This window comes from Streptomyces sp. NPDC041940 (genome assembly GCF_055589465.1).
Map to the genome: position 1 here is coordinate 927547 of NZ_JBVJBP010000001.1, position 16079 is coordinate 943625.

The 16079-nt window shown below is 70.2% G+C and carries 14 protein-coding genes; 6 read left to right on the forward strand and 8 right to left on the reverse strand.

Going from position 1 to position 16079, the window contains the following annotated elements; genetic code table 11:
* Positions 1-17 precede the first annotated feature (17 nt).
* The 3 genes from ACZ6I3_RS04030 to ACZ6I3_RS04040 are packed head-to-tail and all read left to right on the forward strand — an operon-like array spanning position 18 to position 3547.
* Positions 18-1343 carry an ABC transporter substrate-binding protein gene (locus ACZ6I3_RS04030; protein ID WP_469411433.1) on the forward strand — a complete coding sequence of 442 codons (1326 nt, stop codon included), beginning with the start codon at positions 18-20 and terminating at the stop codon, positions 1341-1343.
* Positions 1344-1349: 6 nt separating this feature from the next.
* The gene (locus tag ACZ6I3_RS04035; RefSeq protein WP_469411435.1) at positions 1350-2711 is read left to right on the forward strand and encodes an ABC transporter permease subunit; all 1362 of its coding nucleotides are present in this window, start codon (positions 1350-1352) and stop codon (positions 2709-2711) included.
* On the forward strand, positions 2708-3547 hold the full coding sequence (locus ACZ6I3_RS04040) for a carbohydrate ABC transporter permease (protein WP_469411436.1): 840 nt from the start codon (positions 2708-2710) through the stop codon (positions 3545-3547). The genes ACZ6I3_RS04035 and ACZ6I3_RS04040 overlap by 4 nt, the downstream gene beginning before the upstream one ends.
* Positions 3548-3671: 124 nt before the next feature.
* Here ACZ6I3_RS04040 and pgl read toward each other — a convergent pair whose 3' ends face one another.
* From pgl to tkt, 5 genes are read right to left on the reverse strand one after another with little or no spacing between them, the layout of a single operon-like run.
* Positions 3672-4457: a 6-phosphogluconolactonase gene (gene pgl / locus ACZ6I3_RS04045; RefSeq protein ID WP_469411438.1), complete on the reverse strand. Its 786-nt coding sequence runs from the start codon at positions 4455-4457 to the stop codon at positions 3672-3674.
* A gap of 13 nt (positions 4458-4470) precedes the next feature.
* Positions 4471-5598, reverse strand: coding sequence for a glucose-6-phosphate dehydrogenase assembly protein OpcA (gene opcA / locus ACZ6I3_RS04050; RefSeq protein WP_469411440.1), 1128 nt, complete (start codon positions 5596-5598; stop codon positions 4471-4473).
* A complete protein-coding gene (zwf, locus tag ACZ6I3_RS04055; protein ID WP_469411442.1) occupies positions 5595-7118 on the reverse strand; it encodes a glucose-6-phosphate dehydrogenase in 1524 nt (507 codons plus the stop codon). The genes opcA and zwf overlap by 4 nt, the downstream gene beginning before the upstream one ends.
* A gap of 4 nt (positions 7119-7122) precedes the next feature.
* A complete protein-coding gene (gene tal / locus ACZ6I3_RS04060) occupies positions 7123-8241 on the reverse strand; it encodes a transaldolase (RefSeq protein ID WP_469411444.1) in 1119 nt (372 codons plus the stop codon).
* Between the two features lie 34 nt (positions 8242-8275).
* A complete protein-coding gene (gene tkt, locus ACZ6I3_RS04065; RefSeq protein WP_469411446.1) occupies positions 8276-10363 on the reverse strand; it encodes a transketolase in 2088 nt (695 codons plus the stop codon).
* A gap of 384 nt (positions 10364-10747) precedes the next feature.
* On the opposite strand from tkt, the gene ACZ6I3_RS04070 reads away from it, so the two are divergent.
* The 3 genes from ACZ6I3_RS04070 to ACZ6I3_RS04080 all read left to right on the forward strand — a co-directional run bounded on the left by ACZ6I3_RS04070 (position 10748) and on the right by ACZ6I3_RS04080 (position 13326).
* Positions 10748-11665 carry a heme o synthase gene (locus ACZ6I3_RS04070; protein ID WP_469411448.1) on the forward strand — a complete coding sequence of 306 codons (918 nt, stop codon included), beginning with the start codon at positions 10748-10750 and terminating at the stop codon, positions 11663-11665.
* 58 nt (positions 11666-11723) lie between these two features.
* Complete coding sequence (locus tag ACZ6I3_RS04075; protein WP_469411449.1) at positions 11724-12056, forward strand: hypothetical protein; 333 nt, start codon at positions 11724-11726, stop codon at positions 12054-12056.
* A gap of 163 nt (positions 12057-12219) precedes the next feature.
* Positions 12220-13326, forward strand: coding sequence for an amidohydrolase family protein (locus tag ACZ6I3_RS04080; protein ID WP_469411450.1), 1107 nt, complete (start codon positions 12220-12222; stop codon positions 13324-13326).
* On the opposite strand, the gene ACZ6I3_RS04085 is transcribed toward ACZ6I3_RS04080, so the two are convergent.
* The 3 genes from ACZ6I3_RS04085 to ACZ6I3_RS04095 are packed head-to-tail and all read right to left on the reverse strand — an operon-like array spanning position 13323 to position 16066.
* On the reverse strand, positions 13323-14372 hold the full coding sequence (locus ACZ6I3_RS04085) for a COX15/CtaA family protein (RefSeq protein ID WP_469411452.1): 1050 nt from the start codon (positions 14370-14372) through the stop codon (positions 13323-13325). The two genes, ACZ6I3_RS04080 and ACZ6I3_RS04085, sit on opposite strands and share 4 nt — an antisense overlap.
* Before the next feature lie 3 nt (positions 14373-14375).
* Positions 14376-15146, reverse strand: a complete 771-nt coding sequence (locus ACZ6I3_RS04090) for an ABC transporter permease (RefSeq protein ID WP_469411453.1) — start codon at positions 15144-15146, stop codon at positions 14376-14378.
* The gene (locus ACZ6I3_RS04095) at positions 15143-16066 is read right to left on the reverse strand and encodes an ABC transporter ATP-binding protein (protein WP_469411455.1); all 924 of its coding nucleotides are present in this window, start codon (positions 16064-16066) and stop codon (positions 15143-15145) included. The genes ACZ6I3_RS04090 and ACZ6I3_RS04095 overlap by 4 nt, the downstream gene beginning before the upstream one ends.
* Positions 16067-16079 lie beyond the last annotated feature (13 nt).

Consider the following 16079-nt stretch of genomic DNA (forward strand, 5'->3'; position numbering starts at 1 on the left):
CCGAAGGGACATCAACGATGATGCGACGACGTACCACCCTGCTCGCCGGCTGCACCGCCCTCGCCCTCGCGCTCGGCGCGACCGCCTGCGGCGGCGGCCCCGTCACGGCAGGCGGCGGCGACAAGGCGCTCAGCGGCCAGACGGTCACCGTGGCCGGCGTCTGGTCCGGCACCGAGCAGAAGAACTTCCAGAAGGTGCTGGACGCCTTCACCGAGAAGACCGGCGCCAAGACGCAGTTCACGTCCACCGGCGACAACGTCTCCACCGTCGTCGGCAGCAAGATCGAGGGCGGCAACGCTCCCGACGTCGTGATGGTCCCGCAGGTCGGCGTGCTCAAGCAGTTCGCCGCCAAGGGCTGGCTGAAGCCGCTGTCGAAGAAGACCGAGCAGTCCGTGGACTCGGGATACGCCCCCGTGTGGAAGGAGTACGGCAGCGTCGACGGCACCCTCTACGGCCTCTACTTCAAGGCCGCCCACAAGTCGACCGTCTGGTACAGCCCCGACGCCCTCGCCCAGGCCGGCGTGAAGCCGCCGAAGTCGTACGACGAGATGCTCAAGGCCGGGCAGACCGTGTCGGACTCCGGGCTCGCCGCGTTCTCCGTCGCCGGGCAGGACGGCTGGACCCTCACCGACTGGTTCGAGAACGTCTACCTGTCCCAGGCCGGACCCGAGAAGTACGACGCCCTCGCCGCGCACAAGCTGAAGTGGACCGACGCGTCGGTCGTCGACGCGCTCACCACGCTCGGCAAGCTCTTCGAGGACAAGCAGCTCATCGCCGGCGGTCAGAAGGGCGCGCTGAACACCGACTTCCCCGGCTCCGTGGAGAAGGTCTTCGGGCCGGAGCCCGAGGCCGGCATGGTCTACGAGGGCGACTTCGTGGCCGGCGTCGCCAAGGACCAGTTCGGCAAGACCGTCGGGAAGGACGCGAACTTCTTCCCGTTCCCCGCGGTCGGCGGCGGTGAGGCGCCGGTCGTCAGCGGCGGTGACGCGGCCGCCGTCCTGAAGGACGGCAAGAACCAGAAGGCCGCGCAGGCCCTCACGGAGTACCTGGCCACACCGGAGGCCTCCGCGGTGTGGGCCGAGGCGGGCGGCTTCCTCTCCCCGAACAAGGAACTCGACCTCGCGAAGTACGGCGACGACGTCACCCGTGCCACCGCCAAGTCCCTCGTCGAGGCCGGGGACTCGGTCCGCTTCGACATGTCGGACCAGGCCCCGGCGGCCTTCGGCGGGACGAAGGGCACCGGCGAGTGGAAGCTCCTCCAGGACTTCCTGCGCGACCCGTCCGACCCGAAGGGCACCGCGGCGAAGCTGGAGGCCGCGGCGGCCAAGGTTTACCAGGACTGATAGGTCATGACAGCGACCCTCGTGAAAGAGACGAGTCCCCCGCCGCCCGGCACGATCGCCGACCGTACGCGGCGACTGCGCCGGCGCGGCAAGGTCATCGCCCTGCTGTTCGTGCTGCCCGCGTTGCTGCTGCTCGGCGCGCTCGTCGTCTACCCCGTGCTGTTCAGCATCGGCCGCAGTTTCTTCGACGCCTCTGGGACGACCTTCGTCGGCGGCGACAACTACGCCGAGATGTTCAGCGACCCGGCGACCCTCAACGCCGTCCGCAACACGGCCATCTGGGTCGTGGTCGCACCGGCCCTGCTGACCGGCCTCGGGCTGATCCTGGCTGTGCTGGTGGAGAAGGTCCGCTGGGCCACGGCCTTCAAGCTGCTCCTCTTCATGCCGATGGCGGTCTCCTTCCTCGCGGCCGGCATCATCTTCCGGCTCGCCTACGACGAGGACCCCGACAAGGGCGTCCTCAACGCGGCGGTGGTCTCCGTCCACGACGCGTTCGAGGGCTCCTCGTCCTATCCGACGGCCCGGGCGCGTGACGGGCAGGGGCTGACGAAGGAGAAGGACGGGTCGTACCGCACGGGTGCGAACGTGGCGCCCGGGGACGCGGTGACGCTCGGTCTCGTCGGGGTACTGCCCGACGACCTGCCGGGCGGCACGAAGCCCGCGTACGCGGCGGCGGGGCAGAAGGCCGCCTCCGACGAAGTGCGCGGGGTGGTCTACCTGGACTTCACGCCCGGCGGGGGAGGAGAGCAGGGCAAGGTCGACCGGCGGGAGAGCGGACTGCCCGAGATGAAGGTCGAGGCGGTGCGCGACGGCAAGCCGGTCGCCACGGCGACCACCGCGTCCGACGGCTCCTTCCGCTTCGAGGGACTCGAACAGGGCTCCTACGCTGTGCAGTTGCCGGCGTCCAACTTCGCCCCGCCCTACGAGGGCGTCTCCTGGCTCGGACCGGCGCTGGTCACACCGGCGATCATCGGCGCGTACCTGTGGATCTGGACCGGCTTCTCCATGGTGCTCATCGGCGCCGGCCTGGCGACGCTCCCGCGGGACACGCTGGAGGCGGCGCGGATGGACGGCGCCAACGAGTGGCAGATCTTCCGGCGGATCACGGTGCCGTTGCTGGCGCCCGTCCTGACGGTCGTCTTCATCACCCTGGTGATCAACGTGATGAAGGTGTTCGACCTCGTCTACATCATCGCGCCCGGGCCGGTGCAGGAGGACGCGACCGTGCTCGCGACGCAGATGTGGCTGGTGTCGTTCGGCGGCGGCAACAACCAGGGCCTCGGCAGCGCGCTGGGTGTGCTGCTCCTGCTGCTGGTGGTTCCGGCCATGGTGTTCAACGTCCGCCGCTTCCGAAGGAGTAACCGATGAACGCGGTTCGGCGCGGGTTGGGCAACGGGGTCGTCCAGGCCTTCCTCGTGATCGTGGGCCTGGTGTGGATGACGCCGCTGGCCGGGCTGTTCCTGTCCTCGATGCGGTCCGCCGAGGACACAGCGAAGGGCGGCTGGTGGACGGTGTTCACCAGCCCCGGGCAGCTGTCCTTCGACAACTACTCGGAGCTGCTGGGGAACGCCGGGATCACCCAGGCGTTCTGGAACACGGTGCTGATCTCGGTGCCGACGACGGCGCTGGTCGTCGTCATCGCGGCGCTCGCGGGGTATGCCTTCGCGTGGCTGGACTTCCCCGGGCGGGAGACGGTCTTCCTGGTCGTGGTCGCGTTGCTGGTGGTGCCCGTGCAGATCGGGCTGCTGCCGGTCGCGAAACTCTTCGGGCAGCTGGGGCTGTTCGGGACGATCCCGGGTGTGGTGCTCTTCCACGTCGCCTACGGGCTGCCGTTCGCGGTGTTCCTGCTGCGGAACTACTTCGCCGAGATACCGAAGGAGATGCTGGAGGCCGCGCGCATGGACGGGGGGAGTGAGTGGCGTATCTTCACGCGGCTCGTGCTGCCCGTGGGGCGGCCGGCGATCGCCTCCCTGGCCATCTTCCAGTTCCTGTGGGTGTGGAACGACATGCTGGTGGCGCTGCTGTTCGCGGACAGTGCGTCGCAGCCGTTGACCGTGGAACTCCAGTCGCAGATCCGGCAGTTCGGCAGCAACATCGATGTGCTGGCGCCGGGGGCGTTCGTGTCGCTGGTCGTGCCTGTCGTCGTGTTCTTCGCGTTCCAGAAGCACTTTGTGCAGGGTGTGATGGCGGGGTCGGTCAAGTAGCCGCAGTACCAAGGGGCTCCGCCCCTTGGATCCCCGGACCTGTGCCCACCCCAGCCTCCTGGCTGACCGCTTCGGGTGGTGGGTGGGCGAAGGACCGGGGGTCCAGGGGGAGTCCCCTGGTATGTCAGGCCGACGCCGGCGGATACAAGGAACGGGGCAGCCCCGAAGCAGCAGCAGCGTCCAGCAGCCACAGCGTCCGGCTACGCCCGTACGCCCCCGCCGCCGGAGCCTGGATCTCCCCGGCTCCCGACAACGCGATCGCCGCCGCCTGGGCCTTGTCCTCCCCGGCCGCGAGAAGCCACACCTCACGGGCGGAGCGAATCGCCGGCAACGTCAGCGTCACCCGCGTCGGCGGCGGCTTGGGCGCCCCGTGGACGCCCACGACCGTCCGCTCCGTCTCGCGTACCGCCGGCAACTCCGGGAACAGCGAGGCGACATGCGTGTCAGGGCCGACGCCGAGCATCAGCACGTCGAACGTCGGCACGGGGCCGTGGTTCTCCGGCCCTGCCGCCCGCGCCAGTTCCTCCGCGTACGAGGCCGCCGCCGCGTCGACGTCGGCGCCGTGGGGGCCGTCCGACGCGGGCATCGCGTGCACCCGCTTCGGATCGAGCGGCACCGAGTCGAGGAGTGCCTCCCTCGCCTGCGTGATGTTGCGCTCCGGGTCGCCCTCGGGCAGGAACCGCTCGTCGCCCCACCAGAGGTCGAGCCGGCTCCAGTCGACGGCGTCCCGGGCGGGTGCCGCGGCCAGGGCGGCCAGCAGGCCGTTGCCGTTGCGGCCGCCCGTGAGGACCACGGACGCCGAGCCCCGGGAGGCCTGCGCGTCCACGATCTTCGTGATCAGCCGGGCCGCCGCGGCCTGCGCCATCAGCTCTTTGTCGCGGTGCACGACCAGCTGCGGTGCCGTACTCACTTCGTCGTAGCCCTCACTTCGTCGTCGCCTTCCGTACCGGTTCCAGCGCGGGAGGTTCCTGCCTCACCGGTTCCTGCGCCGTCGCTTCCGCAGCGGGTGCTTTCGCAGCCCTTTCGACGGGAGCGGGGATCGCGAGCGCTGCTCGCTCGCCACTTTTGGGCTCTCCTTTGGTCACCGGCTCCTCCGCCGGAGGCCGCGGCGCCGGAGCCGACCAGGAGGACTTCAGCCGGTCCACCCCGTACCGCAGGGCCGACGCGTACGTGTCGTCCGGGTCAAGCCGCCGCAGCTCCTCCGCTATCAGCTCGGCCGTGTCCCGGCGCTTGAGCGCCACTCCGCGGTCCGGCTGGCCGTCGATGGAGAGCGTGGCGAGGGAGCCGTCCGCGCGGTCCAGCTTGATCGGGCCGCAGTTGGTGTCCAGGCGGACCGCCGTCAGACCGGGGCCGCCGGACAGCGACCGCTTCACGGGGACGTCCAGCCGGTCCGCGAGCCACATCGCCAGCAGCTCGCAGCTCGGGTTGAACTCCTCGCCCTCCACCTCGACGGCCCTGACCTCGCAGGTCACCTGGTCGAGGGCCGCCGCCAGCATGGAGCGCCAGGGCGTGATGCGGGTCCAGGACAGGTCGGTGTCGCCGGGGGTGTAGGTCCCCGACCGGGTCGCCAGGTCCCGTACCGGCTGCTCGGAGGCGTAGGTGTCGGTGACACGGCGCTGGCCGAGGGCACCCAGCGGGTCCTTCGCCGGGTCGAGCGGCGCGTTCACCGGCCACCACACCACCACCGGGGCGTCCGGCAGCAGCAGCGGCAGCACCACCGACTGGGCGTGCTCGGCCACCTCGCCGTACAGGCGGAGCACCACCGTCTCGCCCGAGCCGGCGTCCGCGCCGAGGCGGACCTCCGCGTCCAGGCGGGACTGCGTACGGTCGCGGGGCGAGCGGGAGACGCGCTTGATGACCACGAGCGTGCGCGAGGGATGCTCGTGCGATGCGTCGTTGGCCGCCTTCAGCGCGTCGTACGCGTTCTCCTCGTCCGTCACGATGACCAGCGTGAGCACCATGCCGACCGCCGGGGTGCCGATCGCCCGGCGGCCCTGCACCAGCGCCTTGTTGATCTTGCTGGCGGTGGTGTCCGTCAGGTCTGTCTTCATGGCCGGCGCCAGCTCCGTCCGTGTCGCTCGAGCATTTCGTCCGCCTCGACGGGCCCCCAGGTACCGGCCGGGTACTGGGCGGGCTTGCCGTTCTTGTCCCAGTACTCCTCGATCGGGTCGAGGATCTTCCAGGACAGCTCGACCTCCTCGGTGCGCGGGAAGAGGTTCGAGTCACCGAGGAGAACGTCCAGGATGAGACGCTCGTACGCCTCCGGGCTGGACTCCGTGAAGGACTCGCCGTACGCGAAGTCCATGGACACGTCCCGGATCTCCATCGACGTGCCGGGGACCTTCGAGCCGAAGCGGACCGTCACGCCCTCGTCCGGCTGGACACGGATGACGATCGCGTTGGAGCCCAGCTCCTCGGTGGCCGTCGAGTCGAAGGGGGAGTGCGGGGCCCGCTGGAAGACGACCGCGATCTCCGTCACCCGGCGGCCGAGCCGCTTTCCGGTGCGCAGATAGAAGGGGACACCCGCCCAGCGGCGGTTGTCGATCTCCAGCTTGATCGCGGCGTAGGTGTCGGTCTTCGACGAGGCGTTGATGCCGTCCTCGTCCAGATAGCCGGTCACCTTCTCGCCGCCCTGCCAGCCGGCCGAGTACTGGCCGCGCACGGTGTCCCGGCCCATGTCCTTCGGCAACCGCACGGCGCCGAGCACCTTGGTCTTCTCGGCGGCCAGCGCGTCCGCGTCGAACGAGGCCGGCTCCTCCATGGCGGTGAGCGCCAGCAGCTGGAGCAGGTGGTTCTGGATGACGTCACGGGCGGCGCCGATGCCGTCGTAGTACCCGGCCCGGCCGCCGATGCCGATGTCCTCGGCCATGGTGATCTGCACATGGTCCACCAGGGACCGGTTCCAGATCGGCTCGAACATGGTGTTGGCGAAGCGCAGGGCCAGGATGTTCTGGACGGTCTCCTTGCCGAGGTAGTGGTCGATCCGGAAGACCTGCTCCGGGGCGAACACCTCGTGGACGACCTTGTTGAGCTCCTCGGCCGACTTCAGGTCGTGGCCGAAGGGCTTCTCGATGACCGCGCGCCGCCAGGAGCCGCCCTGCTGGTCGGCCAGCTGGTGCTTCTTCAGCTGCTGGATGACCACCGGGAAGGACTTCGGCGGCACGGAGAGGTAGAAGGCGAAGTTGCCGCCCGTGCCCTGTGCCTTGTCCAGCTCCTCGATCGTGGAGCGCAGCCGCTCGAACGCGTCGTCGTCGTCGAACGTGCCCTGCACGAAGCGCATGCCCTGGATGAGCTGCTGCCAGACCTCCTCGCGGAAGGGCGTGCGGGCGTGCTCCTTGACCGCGTCGTGGACCTCCTGTGCGAAGTCCTCGTGCGCCCACTCACGGCGCGCGAAACCCACCAGCGAGAAGCCCGGCGGCAGCAGACCCCGGTTGGCGAGGTCGTACACGGCGGGCATGAGCTTCTTGCGTGACAGGTCGCCCGTGACGCCGAAGATGACCAGGCCCGACGGCCCCGCGATACGCGGGAGCCGTCGGTCCGCGGGGTCACGCAGCGGATTGCTGCTCGACACCTGTTCAGCCCTCCGAGGGGGCGAGGCGCTTGAGCTCGGCCTCGGTCGACTTCAGCAGGTCGGTCCAGGACGCCTCGAACTTCTCGACGCCCTCCTCCTCCAGCAGCTGGACCACGTCGTCGTACTTGATCCCGAGCTGCTCGACCGCGTCGAGGTCGGCGCGGGCCTGCTCGTACGTGCCGGCGAGGGTGTTGCCGGTGATCTCGCCGTGCTCCTCGGTGGCGTACAGGGTCGCCTCCGGCATGGTGTTCACCGTGTTCGGCGCGACCAGCTCATCGACGTACAGGGTGGACTTGTACGCCTTGTCCTTCACGCCGGTGGAGGCCCACAGCGGACGCTGCTTGTTGGCGCCCGCACGCTCCAGCGCGCTCCAGCGCTCGCTCGAGAAGACCTCCTCGTACGCCTGGTAGGCGAGCCGGGCGTTGGCGATGGCGGCCTTGCCGCGCACCGCCTTGGCCTCGGGGGTGCCCAGGGCGTCGATCCGCTTGTCGATCTCGGTGTCGACGCGCGAGACGAAGAAGGACGCCACCGAGTGGATCTTGGACAGGTCCAGGCCCTTGGCCTTGGCCTTCTCCAGACCGGTCAGGTAGGCGTCCATCACCTCGCGGTAGCGCTCCAGCGAGAAGATCAGCGTGACGTTGACGCTGATGCCGTTGCCGATCGTCTCGGTGATGCCCGGCAGACCCGCCTTGGTGGCCGGGATCTTGATCAGCGTGTTGGGGCGGTCCACCAGCCAGGCCAGCTGACGGGCCTCGGCGACCGTCGCCTTGGTGTTGTGCGCGAGGCGCGGGTCGACCTCGATCGAGACCCGGCCGTCCTGACCGCCGGTGGCGTCGAAGACCGGGCGCAGGATGTCGGCGGCGTCGCGGACGTCCGCCGTGGTGATCATGCGGATGGCCTCTTCGACGGTGACCTTGCGGGCGGCGAGGTCCGACAGCTGCTGGTCGTAGCCGTCGCCCTCGGAGATCGCCTTCTGGAAGATCGTCGGGTTGGTGGTGACGCCCACGACGTGCTGCTGGTCGATCAGCTCGGCGAGGTTGCCGGACGTGATGCGCTTGCGCGACAGGTCGTCCAGCCAGATCGCGACGCCTTCCTCGGAGAGGCGCTTGAGTGCGTCTGTCATGGAAATTCCATCTCCTACGTGTCGTATATGAGCGTCAGCGCTGGGCTGCGGCGATCGATTCCCGGGCGGCGGCGGCCACGTTCTCGGCAGTGAAGCCGAACTCGCGGAAAAGGACCTTGCCGTCGGCCGAAGCACCGAAGTGCTCCAGGGAAACGATGCGGCCGGCGTCCCCGACGTACTTGTGCCAGGTCAGTCCGATACCGGCCTCGACCGCGACGCGGGCCTTCACGGCAGGCGGAAGGACGCTGTCCCGGTACCCCTGGTCCTGCTGCTCGAACCACTCCACCGACGGCATGGACACCACGCGCGTGGGCACGCCGGCGCCCTGGAGCTGCTCGCGCGCCTCGACGGCGACGTGCACCTCCGAGCCGGTGGCGATGAGGACGACCTCGGGCTCGCCGCCGTCGGCCTCGAACAGGACGTAACCGCCCTTGGCGGCGTCCTCGTTGGGCTCGTACGTCGGCACGCCCTGACGCGTCAGCGCCAGACCGTGCGGCTGGCCCTTGCCGAACTCCTTCGTCCAGCGCTTGAGGATCTCGCGCCAGGCGATCGCGGTCTCGTTGGCGTCCGCCGGGCGCACCAGGTTCAGACCCGGGATCGCACGCAGCGACGCCAGGTGCTCGATCGGCTGGTGCGTCGGGCCGTCCTCGCCCAGGCCGATGGAGTCGTGCGTCCACACGTACGTCACCGGCAGGTGCATCAGCGCCGACAGCCGCACCGCGTTGCGCATGTAGTCGGAGAAGACCAGGAACGTGCCGCCGTAGATCCGGGTGTTGCCGTGCAGCGCGATGCCGTTCATCTCGGCGGCCATCGCGTGCTCACGGATACCGAAGTGGATCGTGCGGCCGTACGGGTCCGCCTCGGACAGCGGGTTGTCCGCCGGGAGGAACGACGACGTCTTGTCGATCGTGGTGTTGTTCGAGCCGGCCAGGTCGGCCGAGCCGCCCCACAGCTCGGGGACGACCCCGCCGAGCGCCTGGAGGACCTTGCCGGAGGCGGCACGCGTGGCCACGCCCTTGCCGACCTCGAAGACCGGGATCTTCTCCTCCCAGCCGGTCGGCAGCTCGCCCTTGGCGATCCGGTCGTACTCGGCGGCGCGCTCGGGGTTGTTGTCCCGCCACTGCTGGTACGCCTTCTCCCACACGGCCCGGGCCGCCTGGCCCCGCTCCAGCGCCCTGCGGGTGTGCGTGATGACCTCGTCGGAGACCTCGAAGCTCTGCTCCGGGTCGAAGCCCAGCACGCGCTTGGTCGCGGCCACCTCGTCGTCACCCAGCGCCGAGCCGTGCGCGGCCTCGGTGTTCTGCGCGTTCGGGGCGGGCCAGGCGATGATCGAGCGCATCGCGATGAACGACGGCCGGTCGGTGACCGCCTTGGCCGCCTCGATCGCGTCGTAGAGGGCGTGCGGGTCCAGGTCGCCGTCCGGCTTCGGCGCCACGCGCTGCACGTGCCAGCCGTACGCCTCGTACCGCTTCACCGTGTCCTCGGACACGGCCGTCTCGGTGTCGCCCTCGATCGAGATGTGGTTGTCGTCCCACAGCAGGACCAGGTTGCCGAGCTTCTGGTGTCCCGCGAGGGACGAGGCCTCGGAGGAGATGCCCTCCTGCAGACAGCCGTCGCCGGCGATGCAGTAAATGAAGTGGTCGAAGGGGGACTCGCCCTCGGCGGCCTCCGGGTCGAACAGACCGCGCTCGTAGCGGGCGGCCATGGCCATGCCCACCGCGTTCGCGACGCCCTGTCCGAGCGGGCCGGTCGTGGTCTCCACACCGGTCGTGTGCCCGTACTCGGGGTGACCCGGGGTCTTCGAACCCCACGTGCGGAAGGACTTCAGATCGTCCAGCTCCAGGCCGAAACCGGCCAGGTACAGCTGGGTGTAGAGGGTCAGGGACGAGTGGCCGGCGGACAGCACGAAGCGGTCCCGCCCGACCCAGTCGGCGTCCGCCGGGTCGTGCCGCATCACCTTCTGGAAGAGGGTGTAGGCGGCAGGCGCCAGGCTCATCGCCGTACCCGGATGGCCGTTACCGACCTTCTGTACGGCATCGGCGGCCAGGACACGCGCGGTGTCGACGGACCGCTGGTCCAACGCGGTCCACTCGAGGTCTGTTGTGGTCGGCTTGGTGCTCACCCTGGGTCAGGGCTCCTCTCCACATGTTCGGATGCCGGTGTATCGGGGCGCCCACCGGCCGCAGTCGAGCCTACCCCCGTGGGACACGCGTTCTTCCTGGTCGTTCCAGAGTGCCGGGACTCCTCCCGATCCGCCTCCTGACTGGGCCGAACCGCATTAGGCATGTGAATACGCAGCCGCTCATCCGGGTGCTCAATCGAGCTTCCACGCGCCCGTCGGAAGCCTCCCCCCAACACGACCCGACCCCCGCGAATGTCCGACTCTGGGCAACGTCTAAAGTGGCGTGGTACGCGCGAGCCTTTACCGGTACTTCACACGGGTGCGGCTCGCTGGGATGTCTCTGTAGGGGTGTGCGTGACGGCCGTTGAATCCCGTCCAGCGGGGATGACCGGGACGGACCAGAGCCCGGCCCACCGGCCGCTCGGGGCCCGTGTCATGGCGTTCGTGGCTCTCACCAAGCCGCGGATCATCGAGCTGTTGCTGATCACCACGGTTCCGGTGATGTTCCTGGCGCAGCAGGGTGTGCCCGACCTGACGCTGGTGCTGCTGACCTGTGTCGGCGGCTACCTGTCCGCCGGTGGCGCGAACGCGCTCAACATGTACATCGACCGCGACATCGACGCGCTGATGGACCGCACCTCGCAGCGCCCGCTGGTCACCGGCATGGTCAGCCCGCGCGAGTGCCTGGCCTTCGGCATCACCCTGGCCGTCGTCTCGACGCTGCTGTTCGGCCTCACGGTCAACTGGCTCTCGGCCTGGCTCTCCCTCGGCGCACTCCTGTTCTACGTCGTCGTCTACACGATGATCCTCAAGCGCCGTACCTCACAGAACATCGTGTGGGGCGGCATCGCCGGCTGTCTGCCCGTGCTGATCGGCTGGTCCTCGGTCACGAACTCCATGTCGTGGGCGCCGATCATCCTGTTCCTCGTCATGTTCTTCTGGACGCCGCCGCACTACTGGCCGCTGTCGATGAAGGTGAAGGAGGACTACGCGCGCGTGGGCGTGCCGATGCTGCCGGTGGTCGCCTCCAACAAGGTGGTCGCCAAGCAGATCGTGATCTACAGCTGGGTCATGGTCGCCGTCTCGCTCCTGCTGACCCCGCTCGGCTACACGGGCTGGTTCTACACGGCGGTCGCCCTGCTGGCCGGCGGCTTCTGGCTGTGGGAGGCACACGGCCTGCAGAACCGCGCCAGGGCCGAGGTGACGGGCGCCAAGCTCAAGGAGATGCGGCTCTTCCACTGGTCGATCACCTACGTGTCGATCCTGTTCGTGGCGGTCGCGGTCGACCCGTTCCTGCGCTGACGTACGTCACAGGGCCCTGCTCTCGCCAGTCGATCTACTCGTGAGTAGCATCCTGACCATGGCAGACACGCAGCAGGTTGACCCGAAGACCGAGCGCAAGGTCGCCCGGCTCGCCAAGCAGATCACCTCCTTCTCCAAGGACCACGGCGGCGCCGAGGGCCAGATCGCCTACCTCGGCGAACGCGGCGCCCGCATCGTCCTCGTCGGCGAGGACGGCAACTGGGGCGACCTGGTCGCCCCGTCGTACGAGATCGCCGACCAGGCGGTGGAGAAGTCGGGCATCACCCGCCACGAGTCCTTCGACGGCGAATTCGCGGCCAAGGTCAAGACGGGCCCCTACGAGTGGTCCCGCATGGCGGGCATCCAGGTCGGCGGCCCGTCCAACGGCTGAGCGGCCGGCCTTTTTGTCTTCAGGGGCGCGGGGAACTGCGCGACAAGCCACACTCCGCCGGCAGTCGCCGATTCACCCGCACCCCCGTCCGGGACCGCGACCTCGAACCCGGTTCACCCGTTAGGACCCTTGAAAGCAACAGGGTCCACACCGGGAGGCCCGGATGATCGAAACGCCCTCACTGGTGGACCAGTACTGCCACGGAGTACTCCGCACGGAACTGGGCCTCGGCACCTTCGAGGCCCACCTCTCCCGCACCGAGGGCCCACCCGCCCCCGGCACCACCCTCTTCGACACCCAGACCGGCTTCGCCGTACGGCGCTGGTGCCCGCCCCTGCTCGGCCTGGAACCCCACTGCACCCCCGCCCACTACCTGGCCCGCCGCCGTGAACTGGGCGTCCTGGAGTCCGGCCGCCGGCTCCTGCGCGGCAGCGGCATCACGACGTACCTCGTCGACACCGGCCTGCCCGGCGACCTCACCGAGCCCCGCGAGCTGGCCTCAGCGGGTGCCGCCGAGGCCCACGAGATCGTGCGCCTGGAACTGCTCGCCGAGCAGGTCGCCGACACCTCCGGGACCGTCGAGTCCTTCCTCGCCAACCTCGCCGAGTCCGTGCACGCCGCCGCCGCGCACGCCGTCGCCTTCACCTCGGTCGCGGGCGTACGGCACGGCCTCGCGCTCGCGCCCGAGCCGCCCGGGCCGGGAGAGGTGCGGGGGGCGGCCGGCCGCTGGCTCGCGGGGCGCGGGGTCGGCGGGGAGCTGAGTGACCCCGTGCTGCTGCGGCATCTGCTGTGGAGCGCCGTCGCCTCGGGTCTGCCGCTCCAGCTGCACGCGGGGCTCGGGGCGCCGGGCCTGCGCATCGACCGTACGGATCCGGTGCTGCTGACGGACTTCGTGCGGGCCACGGCCGGGCTCGGCACGGACCTCGTCCTGCTGCACGGCTACCCGTACCACCGGCACGCCGCCCATCTGGCCGGCGTCTTCCCGCACGTCCACGCCGACTGCGGCGCCGCCCTGGTCCGCACCGGCGCCCGGGCCGCGACCGTCCTCGCGGAGATCCTGGAGCTGGCCCCGTTCGGCAAGATCCTCTTCTCCAGCGGCGCCCAGGGGCTGCCCGAGCTGCACGTGGTGGCTGCCCGGCTGTTCCGCGAGGCGCTCGGCCGGGTGCTCGGCACCTGGGTCGCCGAGGGCGCGTGGTCCCTGTCCGACGCGCAGCGGGTGGCGGGGATGCTGGCGTCGGGGAACGCGCGCAGGGTGTACGGGCTCGACTAGGCCTTCGTCAGGGAGGCCTCGGCGGCGGGGCCGGGCAGGTCCACGGCCACCTCCGGGCGCTCGCGCAGCGACAGCACCACCCGCAGCACCCAGATCCACATCACGGCCGAGCCGAACATGTGCAGGCCGACCAGGACCTCGGGCAGGTCCGTGAAGTACTGGACGTATCCGATGACGCCCTGCGCGAGCAGGATCAGGAACAGTTCTCGGGTGCGCTTCAGCGGGTCCTTCGGCGCGTCGACCGCCTTGAGGACGAACCACAGGGCGAACGTCAGCGTCACCACGATCCACGCCAGCACGGCGTGCAGCTTGCTCACCGTCTCCCAGTCGACCGGCATCCGCTCGACCTCGCTGGAGTCGCCCGCGTGCGGGCCCGCGCCGGTGACCACGGTGCCGACGAGGATGAGCAGGACGGCGGCCGCGGTCAGGAACCACACCAGCTGCCGTACGGCCTTGCCGACCAGCGGGCGCGGTGCGGTGTCGCCCTCACGGGTGCGCTGCCACATCACCGTGGCCACCGCGATGAGCGCGGACGTCGCCACGAAGTGGGCCGCGACGGTGTACGGGTTGAGACCGACCAGCACCACGATGCCGCCGAGCACCGCGTTGCTCATCACGATCCAGAACTGCGCCCAGCCCAGCCGGACCAGGCCGCGCCGGTACGGCTTCTGCGAGCGCGCGGCGATGATCGCCCAGCCGACGGCCGCGCACAGCACGTACGTCAGCATGCGGTTGCCGAACTCGATGACGCCGTGGACGCCCATCTCGCTGGTGGCGGTGAGCGAGGTCTCGGTGCACTTGGGCCAGGTCGGGCAGCCGAGGCCCGAGCCGGTCAGCCGTACGGCACCGCCGGTGACCACGATGAGCACCGACATCACGACGGCGGACATGGCGGCCCGCTGGACGGTCCGGGGTTCCGGGGTCCAGCGTGCGGCGATGAAGGCGAGCGGGTTGCGCAGGGCGGCCTTGGCGTCGGCGCGGGTCACTTTTGGCACGCGACCCATCGTAGGGCGCCGCTTGTGCACGCTTTCACGAGGGTCCCTCATGGCCTACTCCCAGCGGAAGAACCGTCCGGCGGCGGCCAGCCCGGCCACGGCCCAGACCGCCAGGATCCCCAGGTCGGCCCAGGGCGTGCCGGCCCCGTGCTGGAGCACGTCCCGCAGCCCGTCGGACAGCGCCGAGATGGGCAGCAGGCCGAGTACGTCCTGCGCGCCCTCGGGGAACTTGTCCAGCGGAACGACGACCCCGCCGCCGACGAGCAGCAGCAGGAACACCAGGTTGGCGGCGGCCAGGGTCGCCTCGGCCTTCAGGGTCCCGGCCATCAGCAGGCCGAGGCCCGAGAAGGCCGCCGTGCCGAGGACCAGGAGCAGCAGGACGGCGAACGGGTTGCCCTGCGGCGACCAGCCGAGCGCGAAGGCGATCACCGTCAGCAGGACCACCTGGAGCACCTCGGTGACCAGCACGGACAGCGTCTTCGCCGTCATCAGGCCCCAGCGCGGCAGGGGCGAGGAGGCAAGCCGCTTCAGAACGCCGTAGCGGCGCTCGAAGCCGGTGGCGATCGCCTGGCCGGTGAACGCCGTCGACATCACCGCGAGCGCGAGGATGCCGGGCGTCAGGAAGTCGACAGCCTTCCCCTCGCCCGTGTCGACGATGTCGACGGTGCTGAAGAGGACGAGCAGCAGGGTCGGGATCACGACCGTCAGCAGCAGCTGCTCGCCGTTGCGCAGCAGCATCTTCGTCTCGAGCGCGGCCTGGGCCGCGATCATGCGGGGCAGGGGCGCGGCCCCCGGCTTCGGCGCATAGGTGCCGGTGGCGGTCACGAACGCAGCTCCTTACCCGTGAGCTCCAAGAAGACGTCTTCCAGGGAGTGCCGCTCCACCGAGATCTTCTCCGGCATCACGCCGTGCTGGGCGCACCAGGAGGTGACCGTCGCGAGCAGCTGCGGGTCGATCTTGCCGATGACCCGGTAGGAACCCGGCGTCAGCTCGGCGGCCGAGGAGTCGGCGGGCAGGGCCTTGAGCAGCGAGCCCACGTCCAGGCCGGGACGGCCGGTGAAGCGGAGCGTGTTCTCGGCGCCGCCCTTGCACAGCTCCTCCGGGGAGCCCTGGGCGATGACCCGGCCCGCGTCGATGATCGCCACGTCGTCGGCGAGCTGCTCGGCCTCGTCCATGTAGTGGGTGGTGAGGATCACCGAGACGCCGTCGGCGCGCAGGTCCCGGACCAGGTCCCAGGTGGCGCGGCGGGCCTGCGGGTCGAGACCGGCGGTCGGCTCGTCCAGGAACACCAGCTCGGGGCGCCCGACCACGGCCATCGCCAGCGCGAGCCGCTGCTGCTGCCCGCCCGACAGCCGCCGGTAGGTCGTACGCCCGCAGGAGCCGAGCCCCAGGCGTTCGACGAGCGCGTCCACGTCCAGCGGGTGAGCGTGCAGCCTGGCGACGTGCCGGAGCATCTCGTCGGCCCTGGAGCCCGAGTACACGCCGCCGGACTGGAGCATCACGCCGATGCGGGGCCGCAGCCGCCCGGACTCCCTGACCGGGTCGAGGCCCAGGACGCGCACCGTGCCGGCGTCCGGCTTCCGGTACCCCTCGCAGGTCTCGACCGTCGTCGTCTTGCCCGCCCCGTTGGGGCCGAGCACGGCGGTCACGCCCTCCCGGGCCACCAGGTCGAGCCCGTCCACCGCGGTCTTCGGGCCGTACCGCTTCACCAGGGCCTGGACCTGGACCACGGGCTCACTTCGCATGGGTCCAGAGTCT